Raw genomic sequence first — 17,183 nt, 5'->3', positions numbered from 1 at the left:
TCCGTCAGTGGCTGAACAGGCGCACCGCCGTGCTGGAGCCGGCCGGAATGCCGCGCGATTCGAGCTTGTCGTACAGCACGCGCAAGTGCTTCTGAATGGCGACGAACGACTGCTCCGTCAGCGGGCGCAGGTTGTCATCCACGACCTGCGCACCCATGCGCTGCGACAGGGTGTAAGCGTATTCGCAGACGAGCTTGAAGGGCTTGGACGCCTCCTCGGCCAGCGGCACGTCCAGCAGCAACGTGATCTGGCGGCCTGCCTTGACGGTCAGGTCGTCGCGCAGGAAATTGGTGTCGCCGAATTGCAGCGTGAACAGCGCGCGCTGGACGCCGTTGGCGCCTGCGTGGAAGCGGGTGAAGCGCGTGCCGTCGCGCGACAGCACGAGACCGTCCTGCGTGGCCACCGTCTGCACGTAGGCGGCCGACCACGGTGCGCCGTCGGAGATCACGCTCACGCCAAGCTGGACGTCGCATTCGGCTGCGAACGCATCGAGCTCGCGCGCGTTGGCGATCGTCTCGTTCATGTCCGGCAGCTCCGGCACGGCATCGGCTGCCTCAGCCAGCGGGTCGATCGCGTTGATGAACTCGGAGAACTCCAGCGCATTCAGCGGGCCCGTGCGATTGGCCAGCTGCACGGCCACCTGCACGTCGAGGTAGCGCTGCCCGGCGCGGATGGCTTCCCATGCGTTGGCGGCGGGGTTCAGGCCTTCCACGTGGATCTGCTTCGTGCCGGCGCGGCGCAGCTTGGCCAGTGCAGGCAGCAGCCGGTCGCCCGACACCTCGCGCTCCGGGTGCAGCGGCACGATGCAATCGATGAGCGGGTCGATCACACCGCTGGCCGGCTCCAGCGAACCCGGTGCGAGTTCCGCCGGCTCGCTGCTGTCGCCGGCCGGCACGGTTTCGAGCGCAGCCTGCTCCTCCGACGGCGCGAGTTCGGCGCCGATCACGCCGGCTTCGGTCTCGGCGCTGCCGGTCGCATGCGCGTGCGGCTGCGGCGCAAAGCCCGGCTCGAGGCGGGGCTCGACACGGCCGATGTCGTCACGGTCGGCGGCGAGGCCGGGCTCCTGGCGTTCCGTCCAGCCGTCGGTACGCGGCGGTTCGTCAACGGGCGGCTGGTACGCCTCCGGACGACGCGCCTTGCGGATCTGCCACTGGTTGTAGGCCACGATCACCAGCACGAACACAATGCCAGCGCCCAGCAGTGCCATCACGAGGTTGTTGTCTTGCATTTAAGCGGCCTCCGCCATCGTCAGTGCGGCGTCCATATCCACCGCCACGATCCGGGACACGCCCTGCTCCTGCATGGTCACACCGATGAGCTGTTGCGCCATTTCCATCGCAATCTTGTTGTGGGAAATAAAAACGAATTGGGTCTTGTCCGACATGCGCTTGACCATGTTGGCGTAGCGCTCGGTGTTGGCGTCGTCCAGCGGCGCATCCACCTCATCAAGCAGACAGAACGGCGCCGGGTTCAGCTGGAACATGGCAAACACCAGCGCAATGGCGGTCAGCGCCTTCTCGCCGCCCGAGAGCAGGTGAATGGTCGAATTCTTCTTGCCCGGGGGCTGCGCCATCACCTGGACGCCCGCGTCGAGAATCTCCTCGCCTGTCATGATCAGCTTGGCCTGGCCGCCGCCGAACAGCGTCGGGAACAGCTCGCCAAAGTGATGGTTGACCTGGTCGAACGTGCCTTGCAGCAGCGCGCGGGTTTCCTGGTCGATCTTGCGGATGGCGTCTTCCAGCGTATTGATGGCGTCGGTCAGATCTGCCGACTGCGCATCGAGGAAGCCCTTGCGCTCGCGCGCCGCCGCGAGTTCTTCCAGCGCAGCCATGTTGACCGGCCCCAGCGCGTTGATCGCGTTGTTGATGCGCGTGACCTCGCCTTGCAGGTAGGACGGCTTGAGGTCACCCGTGAGGCGTTCGGCCAGCGCCGCTTCGTCCACATTGGCAGCGGCGAGCTGCTCCGAGAACTGCTCCTGGTTCAGGCGTGCGGCCTGTTCCTTCAATTGCAGCTCGGTGATGCGGTCGCGCAGCGGCTGCTGGGCACGCTCGGCGGTCAGGCGCTGCTCATCGAAGGCGCGCAGTTGCGCCGACAGCGCATCGAGCTCCGTACGCGCGATCGTGAGCTTTTCTTCCTTCTCGGCGCGGCGCTCCAGCGCTTCCTGCAGGCCGGTGTGGGCGGTCTGCTCGTTGATCGTTTCGAGTTCGGCGCGTGCATTTTCCAGCGTGAGAACGATCTGCTGCGCCTGGTCGTTCGCCACCTGGATGTTGCGCTTCAACTCTGCGATGCGGTTCTGCAGGTTGCGCTCGGCAAAGTGCGCCTCCTGGGCGCCGCGCTCCAGCTCACGCAGCGCATTGCGGGCGTCGCCCAGGCGCGCTTCCAGCGCTTCGAATGCCTGCTGGCTGTCTTCGAAACGGGCCTGCATGTCGGCGAGCGCCGCGTCGTGCTGCTCGAAGGTCGCCTCGGATTCGGCACGGATGGCGCGCTGCTCTTCGATCTGCGCACGGATCTCTTCGAGCTCGCTGTCGATCTGGCCGCTGCGGGCGTTGTAGCGCTCCATGGCTTGCGAGAGCTTGAGCACGTCCATCTGGAGCACGTGCACGCGGCGCGTGGCCTGCTCGGCGCGGGCGCGCACCTGGGTGAGCGTCTGGCTGGCCTGGGTGTAGGCGGCTTCGGCGCGCACCGCCGCGCTCTTGGCTTCGTCGGCCAGCAGCATCTGCGCACGCACCTGCTTCTGCAGGTTTTCGATTTCCTGCGCGCGGGCCAGCATGCCGGCCTGCTCGGAATCGGGCGCGTACAGCTGCACCGACGATCGACCGATCAGATGCCCGGCCTTGACGACAAACGTGCCACCCTCGGGCAGCGTTTGCCGCGCGTTCAACGCAGCCTGCATGTCGTCGGCGATGTAGACGTCGGCCAGCCAGTCTTGCAGCACGGCGCGGATGCCCGGTTCGGTCACCTGCACGAGCGACATCAGCGGACGCAGCCCGGCGGGCGCCTCGGCCGGCACGGCAGCAGCCGGCGGCGTATAGAAGGCGAGCTTGGCGGGCGGGGCGTCGGCGGCAAACGCCCTGATCCAGTCGAGGTTCGACACCTCCAGTGCGCCGAGCTTCTCACGCAGCACGGCCTCGAGCGCAGGCTCCCAGCCCTGTTCGATCTGCAGCTTCTTCCAGAAGCGCGGCAACTCGCTCAGCTCGTGCCTGGCCAGCCACGGCTGGACCTTGCCGTCGGTCTGCACGTTTTCCTGCAACTGCCGGAGCGCGGCAAGGCGGGCTTCGAGATTGGCAATGGCAGCGGCTTCCGATTGCACGCGGTCTTGCGCGGCGCGGCGAGCCTCGTCGAGTTGCGGCAGTTTCGTCTCGGCGTCTTCGAGCGCGGCCTGCGCTTCGGCGAGGATCTCTTCCTGCTCCGCAAGTTCGGCACGCAGCGCTTCGAGCTGCGTGTCGTCGGGCTTATCAAGGCCGCTGGCTTCCTGGGTGAGGCGTTCGCGGCGCTGTTCGAGCTGCTGCAGGGCCTGGTCGGCATTGCGCTGATGCGCGGCCTCCAGCTTGAGCGCCTGTTCGGACTGCAGGATCGCCGCACGCTGGTCGTTCAGGGCGGCCTGCGCGTCGCGCCACTGCGCTTCGAGGGCCGGCAGCTCGTCGGACTTGCGGGCGACCTCCTCGGCGGCCTGGGCGGCGCGCTCTTCGGCCATCGCCAGTTCTTCTTCGGCGGCCGCGAGATCGGCCTGCGCCTGCTCGCCCTGCGTGTGCCATTGCTCCTGCTGCGCGGTGAGCGTGGCGATCTGCTGCTGGATACGGTTGCGCGATTCCACCACGTAGCGGATCTCGGCCTCCAGGCGGCTGACCTCGGCGTTGGCCTCGTACAGCGCGCCCTGAGCCGCGTGCATGGCGTCGGACGACGCATAGTGTGCGGCGCGCATCGTTTCGAGTTCGGCCTCGATGTGGCGCAGCTGCGCGGTCTGCGCATCCAGATCGATCTGCGCCTGCTGGATCGCACGCTGGTGGCGTTCCTGCTCGCCTTGCGCTTCACGCTTGCGCAGCAGCCACAGCAGGTGCTGCTTCTCTTCGCCTTCCGCCTGGAGTGCCTGGAAGCGCTGCGCCACCTCGGCCTGGCCTTCGAGCTTTTCGAGGTTGGTGCCGAGCTCGCGCAGGATGTCTTCCACACGGGTGAGGTTCTCGCGCGTGTCCGACAGGCGGTTTTCGGTTTCGCGGCGGCGCTCCTTGTACTTGGACACGCCCGCGGCTTCTTCCAGGAAGATGCGCATGTCGTCGGGCTTGGCCTCGATGATGCGCGAGATCATCCCCTGCCCGATGATGGCGTACGCGCGCGGGCCCAGGCCCGTGCCAAGGAAGATGTCCTGGATGTCGCGGCGGCGCACCGGCTGGTTGTTGATGAAGTACGAAGAGGTGCCGTCGCGGCTCAGCACACGCTTGACGGCGATCTCGGCGTACTGGCTCCACTGGCCGGCGGCGCGGCCTTCCGCGTTGTCGAACACGAGTTCGACGCTGGCCCGGCCGGCCGGCTTGCGCTGCGTGGAGCCATTGAAGATGACGTCCTGCATCGACTCGCCGCGCAGTTCCGCGGCGCGTGATTCACCGAGCACCCAGCGCACGGCGTCGATGATGTTGGATTTACCGCAACCGTTCGGGCCGACGATGCCGACAAGCTGGCCCGGAACATGGAAATTGGTCGGATCGACGAAAGACTTGAAGCCTGCGAGCTTGATCGAAGAGAGGCGCACGTTGAGTCGTCTCGAAGGGATCAGTAAGGGTGATAAAGCGGGCGCCCGAGACACGCGCCGCCGTCATCACATAAGCGCCGTACGAGGCGGGATGACACGGCACGCGCCAGGGGCGCGGATGGCGCCATCATACCATTCGCTCCCCTCCGTCCAGCCAACCGAATCGCTACAAAAATGGACGAAATTTGCTGCATCCGGCGGCGAATTGCTGCTCATTTGTCAGCAGTTTCATCCTTTCGACAAATCGTGTCAGTCGGGCCGGCGCGTGCGCGGCGCTTCCGGGCCGGCAAGCCAGTCCAGCAGCGCTTTGTGCAGCGCATCAGGATCCTGGATCTGCGGCGCATGGCCTGCATCGGGCAACTCCACCAGCGTGGCGCGCGGAATCGCCTTTGCCGTCGCCCGGCCGAGTTCGGGATAACGGCCGAGCTGCGCGCGTGACTCGGCCGGGGCGAGATCCTTGCCGATCGCCGTGGTGTCTTTCTGGCCGATCAGCAGCAGGGTCGGCGCGCGCACCTGGCCGAATTCGTAGACCACGGGCTGCGTGTAGATCATGTCGTACAGCAGCGCGGAGTTCCAGGCCACCAGTTCCCGCCCCGGGCCGCGGTACATGCCGGCCAGCATCTGCACCCAGCGCTCGTAGTCGGGCCGCCACTGCCCGGCGTAGTACGTCGACTGCTCATAGGCGCGGATGCGCTCGGCGGTGGTCTGCTTCTCGCGCGAGAACCACTGGTCGACCGTCAGCGACGGCACGCCCTTGACCTTCCAGTCCTCCAGGCCGATCGGGTTGATCATCACGAGCCGCGACACCTCGGTCGGATACATCAGCGCATAGCGGGTTGCCAGCATGCCGCCCGTCGAATGGCCGACCACGACGGCCTGCCCGACGCCGAGCGAAGCCAGCAGCGCGTGCGTGTTGTCTGCCAACTGCTGGAACGAGTACTGATACGCACGCGGCTTGCTCGATTTGCAGAAGCCGATCTGGTCGGGCGCGATGACGCGGTAGCCGGCGCCCGCCAGCGCGGCGATCGTGCCTTCCCACGTGGCCGCGCAGAAGTTCTTGCCGTGCAGCAGCACCGCGACCTGGCCGTTGGGCTGCTTCGGGGCGACATCGAGGTAGGCCATTTCCAGTGCGTTGCCCTGCGACTCGAACTTGAACAGCCTGACCGGTGCGGGATAGTCGAAACCCTCCAGGCGCGGGCCGTACGCGGGGCCGCCTTCAGCGGGCGCGGCCTGCGCGGCGGCGGCCGCCATCGACAGGGCGACTGCCACTGTCATGACCATCGAACGAAGCAACATCGGCAGCTCCTCCGGTTGATACGGGAAATACCGCAGCCTACTTGCGCCGCGACAGGCCGGACAGCGCGCCCGCCAGGATGATGCAGGCACCGCCGGCGATCTCCTGCGCGGACAACGTCTCCGACGTCAGCAGCGCCGACGACACCGCCGCCACCACGATCTCGAACAGCATCAGCAGCGCCGCGCGGTTGGCCGGCAGGCGCTGCAGGCCGCGCTGCACCAGCGCGTTGCCGCCCACCAGCACGCAGGCCATGGCGGCCACCAGCATCCATGTCGTGCCCTGCGCCAGCGCGGCAGGCACCGCACGCGCGCCATCGAACAGCAGCGCTGCCGGAAAGCCCACCCATGCGCAGCCTGTAAACACCACCACCGTGCGCATCTCCGGCCGCATGGTCGGATGCCGCTGCCCGACGAGGCGCGACAGCACGTTGTTGCAAGCAAAGGCAAAGCCTGCGATCAGGCCCGCCCACTCTGCGGCCGAACCCGGCCACGGCGTGCCGGCGTCGCCCGACCACAGCATCATCACCGCGCCGGACAGCGCCAGGGCAAGCAGCACGCCGCCACGCCAGCCCAGGCGTTCATGCAGCCACAGCCGTGCGAGCAGCGCCGTCCATACGGGCGTGAGATAGAACAGCAGCAACACCCGCATCACCGTGCCATGCACCGTGCCCCACACGAAGCCCGCGTTGGTCACACCGGCGGCCAGCCCCAGCGCCGGGATCAGCCACGACCACTGGAACGTATGGAAGTGACGACGCAGCAACACGGCGGCCAGTATGGCGGCCGCGGCACCGGTCATCGACGAGGCGATCATGCTGCCCAGGCCCCAGCCCGCCAGCAGACGGTACGGATACCAGGAAATGCCCCAGACTGAGGCGCCCAGCAGAATGAAGAGCGCGGCCGTCCATTGCGGCTCGGGATGGGTCGTGGCGTCTGCCGGTGAAACGATTGCTGTCATGGAACCAATAAAAAAACGGCGGAAAACCGCCGCAGCCTGCAATGTCTTGGGATCGTCAACACCCGTTGGCCGTATAATTTCCGGCTTCCCGCCAAGCGCCCGGCTTGGCCTACAACCCAGCCCAGCACCGTGAATCCGCGCCTGTCCGCCCTGCAGCCGTATCCGTTCGAAAAACTGAAAGCGCTCGTCAAGGACGTGACGCCCAGCCCCGCGCATACGCCGATCAGCTTCGGCATCGGCGAGCCCAAGCACCCGACACCGGCGCTCATCAAGGATGCGCTCGTCGCCGCGCTCGGCGGGCTGGCGAATTATCCCACGACCATCGGTTCCGATGCACTGCGACAGTGCATCGCCGGCTGGCTGGAGCGCCGCTACGGCCTGCCGAGGGTCGATCCGGCCACGGAGGTCATTCCCGTCAACGGCTCGCGCGAGGCGCTGTTCTCGTTCGCGCAGACCGTGATCGACGGCAGCAAGCCCGGCGCCCGCGTGCTGTGCCCGAACCCGTTCTATCAGATCTACGAAGGCTCGGCGCTGCTGGCCGGCGCCACGCCGCTGTTCGCCAACAGCGACCCGGCGCGCAACTATGCGCCCGATTTCGCCGCGATCACGCCCGAAGAATGGCGCAACGTGCAGCTCGTCTTCGTATGCAGCCCCGGCAACCCGACCGGCGCCGTGCTCACGCTCGAAGACTGGAAGCAGCTCTTCGCGCTGTCGGACGAATACGGCTTCATCATCGCGTCGGACGAGTGCTATTCCGAGATCTATTTCGACGAGGCCAATCCGCCGCTCGGCGCGCTGCAGGCCGCGCACCAGCTGGGCCGCGGCTTTGATCGCCTGGTGATGTTCTCGAGCCTGTCCAAGCGCTCCAACGTGCCGGGCATGCGCTCCGGTTTCGTGGCCGGCGACGCCAAGCTGCTCAAGGCATATCTGCTGTATCGCACGTATCACGGCAGCGCGATGAGCCCGTCGGTGCAATCCGCTAGCATCGCTGCGTGGAACGACGAGACCCATGTGCGCGACAACCGCGCGCAGTACGTCAAGAAGTTCCAGCAGGTCACGCCGATGCTGGCCGAGGTGCTGGACGTGGCCCTGCCCGATGCAGCCTTCTATCTGTGGGCCAACGTCAAGCGCACGGGCCTGTCGGACACCGAATTCGCACGCCAGCTGCTGGCCGCCAAGAACGTCGCCGTGCTGCCGGGCAGCTATCTCGCGCGCGAGGCGCATGGCACGAATCCGGGCCAGGACTACGTGCGCATCGCGCTGGTGGCCGGCGTGGACGAATGCCTGGAAGGCGCACGCCGCATCGTCGAGTTCTGCCAGCAACGCTGATCCTGATTTTTCTCTTCTGCTTCCTCTCCGAGAGCCAACAAGACCATGACGCAACAACTGCAATCCCTGATCGACCAAGCGTGGGAAGACCGCGCCAACCTGTCGCCCAAGTCCGCTCCGGCCGATGTCCGCGAAGCCGTCGCCAACGTGATCGGCCAGCTCGATCGCGGCGCGCTGCGTGTGGCCGAGAAGAAGGACGGCGAGTGGATCGTCAATCAGTGGATCAAGAAGGCCGTGCTGCTGTCGTTCCGCCTGGAAGACAACGCGCCGATGGCTGCCGGCGGCTTCACGCAGTTCTACGACAAGGTGCCGAGCAAGTTCGCCAACTACACGGCAGAAGACTTCGCGGCGGGTGGCTTCCGCGTGGTGCCGCCGGCCGTGGCGCGCCGTGGCTCGTTCATCGCCAAGAACGCCGTGCTGATGCCGTCGTACGTGAACATCGGCGCTTACGTTGACGAAGGCACGATGGTCGACACGTGGGCCACCGTCGGTTCGTGCGCACAGATCGGCAAGAACGTGCACCTGTCGGGCGGCGTGGGCATCGGCGGCGTGCTGGAGCCGCTGCAGGCCAACCCGGTCATCATCGAAGACAACTGCTTCATCGGCGCACGCTCGGAAGTCGTGGAAGGCGTGATCGTTGAAGAGAACTCGGTGATTTCGATGGGCGTGTACCTGGGCCAGTCGACCAAGATCTACGACCGCGAAACCGGAGAAGTCAGCTACGGCCGCATTCCGGCGGGCTCGGTGGTGGTGGCGGGCAACCTGCCGTCGAAGGACGGCTCGCACAGCCTGTACTGCGCCGTGATCGTCAAGAAGGTCGACGCCAAGACGCGCGCCAAGGTTGGCCTGAACGAACTGCTGCGCGGCGATTAAGCACCGGCGCAAGGCATGCCTGCTAGTCTTGCGGGCATGCCAACCACTTCAAGCGCAGCCATGTCCGAACGCAATGCCACCGGCTCCCGCTTCGGCAAGCTGCGCCAACGCATCATGGGTCTTGATCCAAACACCATCGGGACTGTCCTGTCGCTGCTGCCCACCATCCTGGAGCAGGCGAACAAGACCATCGACAAGTTCAAGAACCGCAAGAAAACCGGCACCGAAGCTGCCCGCGCAGAAGGCGCCGCGCCCGATCCGAATACACGCATCGCCGAGCTGGAAGCGGCGATCCTGCAGCAGGCTGAATCCGTCAAGCTGCTGGCTGAGCAGCACGCCATCACCATCGACGCGCTGCGCGACGAAGCCGCGCGGCTGGAGCGCCGCCTGAAGCGCATGACATGGCTGGCGTCCATCGGTCTTGCCTTGGCCGTTGCGGCCCTCGCGTTTGCCCTGCAAGCCTCTCGACACTGATTGCGAATCCCACCATGACGACCCTGCACGGCATCCCCAATTGCGACACCGTGAAGAAAGCCCGCACGTGGCTCGAATCGAACGGCGTTGCCTACACGTTTCACGATTTCAAGAAGCAAGGCGTGAGCGCCGACATGCTGGCCGGCTGGCTCAGGCATGTGCCGCTCACCACGCTGCTCAACCGCAAGGGCACCACGTGGCGCGCCCTGTCTGACGCCGACAAGGCCCGCGCCGAAGACGAAGCCGGCGCCATCGCGCTGATGCAGGCCAACCCGTCGCTCATCAAGCGTCCGGTGCTGGTGCACGGCAAGACCGTCAACGTGGGCTTTTCGGCCGAACAGTACGCCGCCCTGTTCTAACCAAGACAACATCATCGTGACCGACATGTCGCCCACGCTTGCCCTCACTGAAGACCTGATCCGCCGCCGCTCCGTCACGCCCGAAGACAAGGGCTGCCAGGACGTGCTGATCGAACGCCTGAGCGCCGCCGGCTTCGAATGCGAAACCGTGGTCAGCGGTCCGGACCACTTTCGCGTGACCAACCTGTGGGCGGTCAAGCGTGGACGCGCCGGCACCGGCGGCAAGCTGCTGGTCTTCGCAGGCCACACCGACGTGGTGCCCACCGGCCCCGTCGAGCAATGGCACTCCGACCCGTTCGAACCCACGCACCGCGACGGCAAGCTGTACGGCCGCGGCGCGGCCGACATGAAGACCTCCATCGCCGCCTTCGTGGTGGCATCGGAAGAGTTCGTTGCGAAGCATCCGGACCACGCCGGCTCGATCGGCTTCCTGATCACCAGCGACGAAGAAGGCCCCGCGCATGACGGCACCGTCAAGGTGTGCGACCTCCTGCGCGCACGCGGCGAACGACTCGATTACTGTGTCGTCGGGGAACCGACCTCGGTGTCCACGCTCGGCGACATGGTCAAGAACGGCCGTCGCGGCTCGCTGTCGGGCAAGCTCACGGTCAACGGCGTGCAGGGTCACATTGCGTATCCGCATCTGGCGAAGAACCCGATCCACCTGGCCGCGCCCGCACTTGCCGAACTGGCCGCCGCCAAGTGGGACGACGGCAATGAGTACTTCCCGCCAACCACGTGGCAGATGTCGAACATCCACGGCGGCACGGGTGCGACCAACATCATCCCGGGCCACGTCACCGTCGACTTCAACTTCCGCTTCTCGACGGCGAGCACGCCCGAGGGCCTGAAAGCCCGCGTGCACGGCATCCTCGATGCGCACGGCCTGGACTACACGCTGGACTGGACGCTCGGCGGCGAACCCTTCCTCACCCCGCGCGGCGAACTGTCCGAAGCGCTCAGCGCCGCCATCCAGGCCGAGTGCGGCGTCACCACCGAGCTATCGACGACCGGCGGCACGTCGGACGGCCGCTTCATCGCCAAGATCTGCCCGCAGGTGATCGAGTTCGGCCCGCCGAACGCGAGCATCCACAAGATCGACGAACACGTCGAAGTGGCGTTTATCGAGCCGCTGAAAAACGTATATCGCCGCGTCTTGGAAACGTTGATCGCCTGAGGTTGCCCCGATGGCGCGCAACGTCGAGATCAAGGCGCGTGTGCGCGATGTGGCTGCGCTGATTGAACGCGCGGCCGCCATCGCGGATTCCGGCCCCGAGCGCATCGAGCAGGACGACACGTTCTTCGCCTGCGCGAACGGGCGCCTGAAGCTGCGGCAGTTCTCGCCCGAGCGCGGGGAGCTGATCCACTACTTCCGTGCCGACAGCACCGGCCCGCGGGTGTCCAGCTACCACATCGTTCCGACCAGCGCGCCCGATGCCCTGCGCGACACGCTGGCCGCCGCCATCGGCACCGCCGGCCGGGTCATCAAGGTGCGCCAGCTGTATCTCTCCGGCCAGACGCGCATTCATGTCGATGCGGTGAAAGACCTCGGCGATTTCGTCGAACTCGAAGTCGTGCTGCGCGATACGCAGTCCGAAAACGACGGCGTGAAGACCGCCCATCAACTGATGCGCACCCTCGGCATTGCCGAATCCGACCTGCTCGACGTGGCCTACGTCGACCTGCTCGCTGCCACCCAACGCTGAGCCAACTCACGTCACCCATGACCACGCCTACCCTCCCCGCTTCCCACCCGTTCACCACCGTGCGCGACCTGCTGCGCTACGCCGTGTCGCGCTTCACCGCGGCGGGCCTCGTCTTCGGCCACGGCAGCGAGAACGCCTACGACGAAGCCGCCTACCTGATCCTGCACACGCTGCACCTGCCGATCGACACGCTGGAGCCGTTCATGGACGCGCGCCTGCTGCCCGAAGAAGTGGCGGCCGTGCTGAAGGTGATCGAGCGCCGCGCCGTCGACCGTGTGCCCGCTGCGTACATCACGCACGAGGCGTTCATGCACGGCATGCGCTTCTACGTGGACGAGCGCGTGATCGTGCCGCGCAGCTTCATCGGCGAATTGCTCGAAGACGGGCTGGAACCGTGGATCGACCAGGAAGACGGCCCGACCGACGTGCTGGAGCTGTGCACCGGCTCGGGCTGCCTGTCGATCCTGGCGGCGCTGCAATGGCCCAATGCGACGATCGACGCGGTGGACCTGTCACCGGATGCACTGGTGGTGGCCAATCGCAATGTCGACGAATACCGCTTGCAAGACCGCATCCGCCTGCACGAGGGCGACCTGTATGCGCCGCTGCCGCCGGGCGTGCATTACGACGTGATCCTGACGAACCCGCCGTACGTAAACGAAGCGTCGATGCAGGCGCTGCCGCCCGAGTATCGTGCCGAGCCGCACATGGCGCTGGCCGGCGGCAACGACGGCATGGACGTCGTGCGCCGCATCCTCGCCGACGCACCGCGCCACCTCAAGCCGCACGGCGTGCTGGTGGTGGAAATCGGCAACGAGCGTGAAAACGTTGAGGCGGCGTTCCCCGATCTCGACCTCATCTGGCTGCCGACCAGCGCGGGCGAAGACCAGGTGTTCCTGATTACGCGCGAGGCGCTTTAAGCGCCGAGTGTTCTGCCCACGCGCGGGCTTCGGAACCGGACGCACCAAGCGCAACTCGCAGGCGAGGCTGCAACGGCCGCCGCTGCCGAAACAGCGTCAGGACCTCACCTCATCGCACGCGTCTTTCACGACGCAGATGGAAAAACGCTTGTCGAACACCTGGCCGCTCGGGCAGCGGTCGAGCACGGCCCGGGACTGCGCATCGCACGTGGCGTAGGCGGTGGTGCAATTGGTGCGCTCGGGCTGCTTCGGGCCGCGGTTGGTGCCGTCGTCGACCATGAATCGGGCGGAAGGCCCCGGGCACTTGAATTCCGCGGCGGCTTTGGCCAGCGCGGCGGCCTCTTTCTCGGCCTTGGATGTTTGGGGCGCGGGCGGATTGGGAGATGGGCGGCGGTCGCAGGCGGTTACCGTGACGACTGCTAGCGCACACAGCAACGTGGTGAGTGTGAGTGCGCGGGTCATGGGGGGCTCCTTCGGGGGTTGGATGTGCTGAAGTTTACGCTGTGATGTGCGTTTTTGGTCCATCCCTGTTTCGTCCCCTGTCGGGGCCGACCGACTTTCTTTGTCTTGCCAAAGAAAGGTAGGCAAAGACAGGCGCGCCCGAGATGGCGACCCACTCCTTGAATTTCTGTAACCGGGCGGAGCCGGGGAAAACTCGCTGCGCTCAGACAGTTCCCCGTCTTTTTTCCGCCTGCTTACAGAAATTCAAGGCGCCATCTAGGGCATGAACGGCCAAACCGTCGGGGCGCGTGCGCTGCCGCCGTGACGCGTCGAGCTGGTGCTTAACGCAGCATCGCGGACATGGCGGAGAGGCTGTTGAGCATGCGCACGGCATGTTCTACGGAGTCGGCGGCGAAGCGCAGCATCGTGCCGTCGACGCGCTCCAGGGCGGGCCATTGGCAGAACAGATCGGCCAATGCGGGCGTTTGCGTTTGCAGGCGGCAGACGATCGGTGCCTGGAGGCGCAGCGGCATGCTGAAATGGCCGCGCCGTACCGTGGCTTTGACCGCTGCGTAGATGGCTTCGCACGACTGCTCGGGCGAGAGCGATGTGCCGGCGTTCTGGCCTTCGGCCTGCTTGGTCTCGACAAACGTGGTGTGCGGCAGCAGCGGCTTGGTTTCCTTGATGAACACGTCGTCGCCGCTGGCCACGGCCACCGGCACACCGCGCTCGCCGGCCAGGGCGCCGTAGAGGCCGGCTTCGCCCAGTTCCTGTTCGTTGAACCAGACGCGCGCAAACGCGAAGCTGTTGATGGTGTGTGCCAGCACGCCACGGCTGCCGGCGCGCGCGTGGTAGCCGATCATGCAGACGGCATCGCAGCCGTCCACGCCGGCCATCATGCTCAGGTAGCGCGGCTTGCCGAGGACGAAGCGTGCGCGGCGATCGATGGAATCGGGGATGAGGTTGCGGAAACCTCCGTGCGAATCGTTGACGAGCACGTCCGTGGCGCCGCCGTCGAAGGCACCGCGCACGGCGGCGTCGGCTTCGGCGGTCATCCAGCGGCGGGCGCGTTCGTATTCGCCGTTGCCGGGGCGCGTCTGCTCGGGGTGGAACACGTTGGCCACGCCTTCGATGTCGGCGGAAATCAGGATTCGCATGGAGTCAGGTCAGATCAATTCGGTCAGTGCGCGGCGCGTGTTGCCGTCGCGGCCGGTGACGGCCGTTGCGTGGAACAGCGCGTGCACGATGGCTTGTTCGACGCTGTCGGCGGCGGCCTGGAACAGCGGGTCGAGGTGCGATTCGTGGGTCATGGCGACGGCCGGCATGGCGCGTGTGCCTTCGTGCGGCACGGTGTAGGCAGTGGAGAACGCGAGCGCGATGTCGCCGCTGCCATGGCCGAAGACGGAGCCGGTGCGCGCCAGCCCGGCGCCAGCGCGCAAGGCAAGGCGGCGCAGCTGGCGTGCATCAAGCGGTGCATCCGTGGCGAGCAGCATGATGATCGAGCCCTTTTCCGGCGCCGGTGTGCCGGCAGACAGCGCTTTTGCCAAGTCCGCACCGACGTTGCGCCCGGCAAGCGTCAGGTTTTCCGTCACGCCAAAGTTGGACAGCACCAGCGCGCCCACCGTGCGTTGCGTGCCGTCAGCAAGCGCCACCACGCGCGACGCAGAGCCGATGCCGCCCTTCACGCCAAACGACGACATCCCGCGCCCTGCCCCGACCGCGCCCTGCTCAAACGCTTGGGCTGCCGCAGCGTAGGCCGCGTCGTAGTGGACGTCCTGCACGGCAAACGCCTGCAGGTCGTTCAGGTAGCCGTCATTGCATTCGAAGACGAGCGGATTGACGGTCGACCATGCGCGGCCGATCTGCGGGTTGGCGGCAACCGCCTGGCGGATCTGCGCCTGCGCCACCGCGCCCACGGCAAACGTGTTGGTCAGCGCAATCGGCGTTTCCAGCACGCCGAGTTCGTCCACCTGCACCAGGCCGATGCTCTTGCCGAAGCCGTTGAGCACGACGCTGGCGGCGGGCACCTTGTCGAGAAACACGTCGCCCGCGTGCGGGCGTACCACGGTCACGCCGGTCTGGATGTCGCCGCCGGCAATCGTTGCGTGGCCGACCGTGACGCCGGCCACGTCGGTGATGCTGTTGCGTGTGCCGGCCGGCAGCGTGCCGATGGCAGGAAGGCGGATCGGCATATCAACGGCGGTCGATCTTCGGATCCAGCGCGTCGCGCAGGCCGTCGCCCAGCAGGTTGAACGCCAGCACGGTCAGGAAGATGGCCAGGCTCGGGAAGATCGCCACGTGCGGCGCCGTCACCATGTCGGCGCGCGCCTCGTTGAGCATCGCGCCCCACTCCGGCGTAGGCGGCTGTGCGCCCAGGCCCAGGAACGAAAGGCTGGCAGCGGTGATGATCGAGGTGCCGATCCGCATCGAGAAGTACACGACGATGGACGAAATCGTGCCCGGCAGGATGTGCCGCATGATGATCGTCCAGTCCGATGCGCCGATGCTGCGTGCGGCTTCCACATACGTCAGGTGCTTGAGCATGAGCGTGTTGCCGCGCACCAGCCGCGCAAACGCCGGAATGCTGAACACCGCCACGGCAAAGATCACGTTGATCATGCCGTTGCCCAGGATGGCGACGATGCCGATGGCCAGCAGGATGCCCGGGAAGGCGAACAGCACGTCGGAGATGCGCATGACGATGCGGTCCCACCAGCCTTCGTAGTAGCCGGCCAGCAGGCCCAGCATGGTGCCCACGATGGCGCCGATGATGACCGACACGAAGCCCGCTTCCAGCGAGATGCGCGTGCCCATCAGGATGCGGCTGAAGATATCGCGGCCCAGCGAGTCGACGCCAAACCAATGCTGCGCCGACGGCCCCGCGTTGAGCGCGTCGTAGTCGAAATAGTTTTCCGGGTCGAACGGCACGATGTGCGGCGCGAGGATGGCGATCAACACCAGCGCGATCACGAACACACCGGCGCCCATCGCCAGATGCTGCTTGCGGAACTTGCGCCAGAACTCCGTCCACGGGGTGCGGACGGGTTCGGTGGCGGCTTGCGGTGCGACCGCCTGGCTTGTGGCTTGGGTCATGGCGGCCTCCTTACTTCTTGTAGCGGATGGTGGGGTTGATGACGGTGTACAGCATGTCCACCACGAGGTTGATCAGGATGAACTCCAGGGAGAACAGCAGCACCTCGGCCTGGATGACCGGGTAGTCGCGCATCTCCACCGCATCTACCAGCAGGCGCCCGAGACCCGGCCAGTTGAACACCTTCTCCACGACGATCGAGCCGCCCAGCAGAAAGCCGAACTGCAGACCCATCATCGTCACCACCGGGATCATCGCGTTGCGCAGGCAATGCTTGATGACCACCACCGTCTCGCGCACGCCCTTGGCACGGGCGGTGCGTACGAAGTCTTCCTGCAGCACTTCCACGAACGATGCACGCGTGAAGCGCGCCATCACGGCGGCCACGGCCGCGCCCAGCGTGAGCGAAGGCAGGACGTAGTGCTTCCAGCTATCCGCGCCGATGGACGGCAGCCAGCCGAGCTGCACCGAGAACACCTCCATCAGCAGCATGCCCAGTGCGAACGCGGGAAACGAAATGCCCGACACGGCGAGCGTCATGCCCAGACGGTCGGGCCACTTGTTGCGCCACACGGCGGATGTGATGCCGATCACCATGCCGAAGATCACCGCCCACACCATGCTGGTGATCGTCAGGTTGAGCGTCGGCCAGAAGCGTTCGCCAATCTCTTCGCTCACCGGGCGCTTGGTGCGGATGGAGTTGCCGAATTCACCGCGTGCGGCGTTGGCGAAGAAACGCACGAACTGCTCGTGCATCGGCTTGTCCAGGCCCAGGTCCTTGCGTACGAGATCGACCGTCGTCTCGTCCGCTTCGGGGCCGGCGGCCAAACGCGCCGGGTCGCCGGGCAACAGATGCACGAACAGGAACACCAGCACTGCCACGATCAGCAGCGTCGGGATCACGCCCAGCACACGTTTTACGAAGTAATTCAGCATGGCAAATCCACCGCAGGCGGAAATTCAGTGGCCCGCACAACGCCTGCGCGGGCCGG

General features: G+C 66.2%; 16 protein-coding genes. 7 read left to right on the top strand and 9 right to left on the bottom strand.

Going from position 1 to position 17,183, the window contains the following annotated elements; genetic code table 11:
- Positions 1 to 4: 4 nt before the first annotated feature.
- The 4 genes from A6M56_RS13845 to A6M56_RS13830 form a co-directional block, all read right to left on the bottom strand.
- Positions 5 to 1,228, bottom strand: a complete 1,224-nt coding sequence (locus A6M56_RS13845) for a cell division protein ZipA C-terminal FtsZ-binding domain-containing protein (protein WP_045786742.1) — start codon at positions 1,226 to 1,228, stop codon at positions 5 to 7.
- Complete coding sequence (gene smc / locus A6M56_RS13840; RefSeq protein ID WP_102079765.1) at positions 1,229 to 4,744, bottom strand: chromosome segregation protein SMC; 3,516 nt, start codon at positions 4,742 to 4,744, stop codon at positions 1,229 to 1,231. It lies immediately after the preceding gene.
- 249 nt (positions 4,745 to 4,993) lie between these two features.
- Entirely contained in the window at positions 4,994 to 6,040 is a 1,047-nt protein-coding gene (locus tag A6M56_RS13835; protein WP_102079764.1) for an alpha/beta fold hydrolase, read from the bottom strand.
- Between the two features lie 37 nt (positions 6,041 to 6,077).
- Positions 6,078 to 6,998 (bottom strand): DMT family transporter, encoded by a 921-nt coding sequence (locus A6M56_RS13830; protein WP_102079763.1) that lies wholly within the window; start codon positions 6,996 to 6,998, stop codon positions 6,078 to 6,080.
- A 129-nt stretch (positions 6,999 to 7,127) separates the two neighbouring features.
- Between A6M56_RS13830 and dapC the strand changes: the two genes are divergently transcribed.
- The 7 genes from dapC to prmB are packed head-to-tail and all read left to right on the top strand — an operon-like array spanning position 7,128 to position 12,659.
- Positions 7,128 to 8,327, top strand: coding sequence for a succinyldiaminopimelate transaminase (gene dapC / locus A6M56_RS13825; RefSeq protein ID WP_062739144.1), 1,200 nt, complete (start codon positions 7,128 to 7,130; stop codon positions 8,325 to 8,327).
- Between the two features lie 45 nt (positions 8,328 to 8,372).
- Entirely contained in the window at positions 8,373 to 9,200 is an 828-nt protein-coding gene (gene dapD / locus A6M56_RS13820; RefSeq protein WP_004626643.1) for a 2,3,4,5-tetrahydropyridine-2,6-dicarboxylate N-succinyltransferase, read from the top strand.
- Positions 9,201 to 9,260: 60 nt separating this feature from the next.
- A complete protein-coding gene (locus tag A6M56_RS13815; protein WP_045786737.1) occupies positions 9,261 to 9,674 on the top strand; it encodes a membrane protein in 414 nt (137 codons plus the stop codon).
- Positions 9,675 to 9,688: 14 nt separating this feature from the next.
- Entirely contained in the window at positions 9,689 to 10,033 is a 345-nt protein-coding gene (locus A6M56_RS13810; protein ID WP_102079762.1) for an arsenate reductase, read from the top strand.
- Between the two features lie 25 nt (positions 10,034 to 10,058).
- Entirely contained in the window at positions 10,059 to 11,210 is a 1,152-nt protein-coding gene (gene dapE / locus A6M56_RS13805; protein WP_102079761.1) for a succinyl-diaminopimelate desuccinylase, read from the top strand.
- Positions 11,211 to 11,220: 10 nt separating this feature from the next.
- Complete coding sequence (locus A6M56_RS13800; protein WP_102079760.1) at positions 11,221 to 11,739, top strand: class IV adenylate cyclase; 519 nt, start codon at positions 11,221 to 11,223, stop codon at positions 11,737 to 11,739.
- Positions 11,740 to 11,756: 17 nt separating this feature from the next.
- Positions 11,757 to 12,659 (top strand): 50S ribosomal protein L3 N(5)-glutamine methyltransferase, encoded by a 903-nt coding sequence (prmB, locus tag A6M56_RS13795; protein WP_102079759.1) that lies wholly within the window; start codon positions 11,757 to 11,759, stop codon positions 12,657 to 12,659.
- 96 nt (positions 12,660 to 12,755) lie between these two features.
- Here the strand turns inward: prmB and A6M56_RS13790 are convergent, their stop codons facing one another.
- The 5 genes from A6M56_RS13790 to gsiC all read right to left on the bottom strand — a co-directional run bounded on the left by A6M56_RS13790 (position 12,756) and on the right by gsiC (position 17,127).
- On the bottom strand, positions 12,756 to 13,121 hold the full coding sequence (locus A6M56_RS13790) for a chitin-binding domain-containing protein (protein WP_062739142.1): 366 nt from the start codon (positions 13,119 to 13,121) through the stop codon (positions 12,756 to 12,758).
- A gap of 320 nt (positions 13,122 to 13,441) precedes the next feature.
- The gene (locus A6M56_RS13785; RefSeq protein ID WP_045786732.1) at positions 13,442 to 14,257 is read right to left on the bottom strand and encodes a M55 family metallopeptidase; all 816 of its coding nucleotides are present in this window, start codon (positions 14,255 to 14,257) and stop codon (positions 13,442 to 13,444) included.
- A 9-nt stretch (positions 14,258 to 14,266) separates the two neighbouring features.
- Positions 14,267 to 15,292 carry a DmpA family aminopeptidase gene (locus tag A6M56_RS13780; RefSeq protein WP_062739140.1) on the bottom strand — a complete coding sequence of 342 codons (1,026 nt, stop codon included), beginning with the start codon at positions 15,290 to 15,292 and terminating at the stop codon, positions 14,267 to 14,269.
- 1 nt (position 15,293) lies between these two features.
- Entirely contained in the window at positions 15,294 to 16,193 is a 900-nt protein-coding gene (gsiD, locus tag A6M56_RS13775; RefSeq protein WP_045786730.1) for a glutathione ABC transporter permease GsiD, read from the bottom strand.
- A 10-nt stretch (positions 16,194 to 16,203) separates the two neighbouring features.
- Positions 16,204 to 17,127: a glutathione ABC transporter permease GsiC gene (gene gsiC / locus A6M56_RS13770; protein ID WP_102079757.1), complete on the bottom strand. Its 924-nt coding sequence runs from the start codon at positions 17,125 to 17,127 to the stop codon at positions 16,204 to 16,206.
- Between the last annotated feature and the right edge of the window lie 56 nt (positions 17,128 to 17,183).

Origin of the sequence: Ralstonia sp. RL (genome assembly GCF_001683835.1) — a bacterium.
Classification (GTDB): Bacteria; Pseudomonadota; Gammaproteobacteria; order Burkholderiales; family Burkholderiaceae; genus Ralstonia; species Ralstonia mannitolilytica.
This window is presented reverse-complemented; position numbering and strand designations above follow the sequence as displayed.

What these genes read in the sequence shown, in the direction of transcription:
- A6M56_RS13790 (WP_062739142.1), bottom strand. Translation starts at nt 13,121, where the DNA reads ATGACCCGCGCACTCACACTCACCACGTTGCTGTGTGCGCTAGCAGTC.
- A6M56_RS13830 (WP_102079763.1), bottom strand. Translation starts at nt 6,998, where the DNA reads ATGACAGCAATCGTTTCACCGGCAGACGCCACGACCCATCCCGAGCCG.
- gsiC (WP_102079757.1), bottom strand. Translation starts at nt 17,127, where the DNA reads ATGCTGAATTACTTCGTAAAACGTGTGCTGGGCGTGATCCCGACGCTG.
- A6M56_RS13780 (WP_062739140.1), bottom strand. Translation starts at nt 15,292, where the DNA reads ATGCCGATCCGCCTTCCTGCCATCGGCACGCTGCCGGCCGGCACACGC.
- A6M56_RS13810 (WP_102079762.1), top strand. Translation starts at nt 9,689, where the DNA reads ATGACGACCCTGCACGGCATCCCCAATTGCGACACCGTGAAGAAAGCC.
- dapD (WP_004626643.1), top strand. Translation starts at nt 8,373, where the DNA reads ATGACGCAACAACTGCAATCCCTGATCGACCAAGCGTGGGAAGACCGC.
- A6M56_RS13800 (WP_102079760.1), top strand. Translation starts at nt 11,221, where the DNA reads ATGGCGCGCAACGTCGAGATCAAGGCGCGTGTGCGCGATGTGGCTGCG.
- A6M56_RS13815 (WP_045786737.1), top strand. Translation starts at nt 9,261, where the DNA reads ATGTCCGAACGCAATGCCACCGGCTCCCGCTTCGGCAAGCTGCGCCAA.
- A6M56_RS13785 (WP_045786732.1), bottom strand. Translation starts at nt 14,257, where the DNA reads ATGCGAATCCTGATTTCCGCCGACATCGAAGGCGTGGCCAACGTGTTC.
- prmB (WP_102079759.1), top strand. Translation starts at nt 11,757, where the DNA reads ATGACCACGCCTACCCTCCCCGCTTCCCACCCGTTCACCACCGTGCGC.
- A6M56_RS13845 (WP_045786742.1), bottom strand. Translation starts at nt 1,228, where the DNA reads ATGCAAGACAACAACCTCGTGATGGCACTGCTGGGCGCTGGCATTGTG.
- A6M56_RS13835 (WP_102079764.1), bottom strand. Translation starts at nt 6,040, where the DNA reads ATGTTGCTTCGTTCGATGGTCATGACAGTGGCAGTCGCCCTGTCGATG.
- gsiD (WP_045786730.1), bottom strand. Translation starts at nt 16,193, where the DNA reads ATGACCCAAGCCACAAGCCAGGCGGTCGCACCGCAAGCCGCCACCGAA.
- dapE (WP_102079761.1), top strand. Translation starts at nt 10,059, where the DNA reads ATGTCGCCCACGCTTGCCCTCACTGAAGACCTGATCCGCCGCCGCTCC.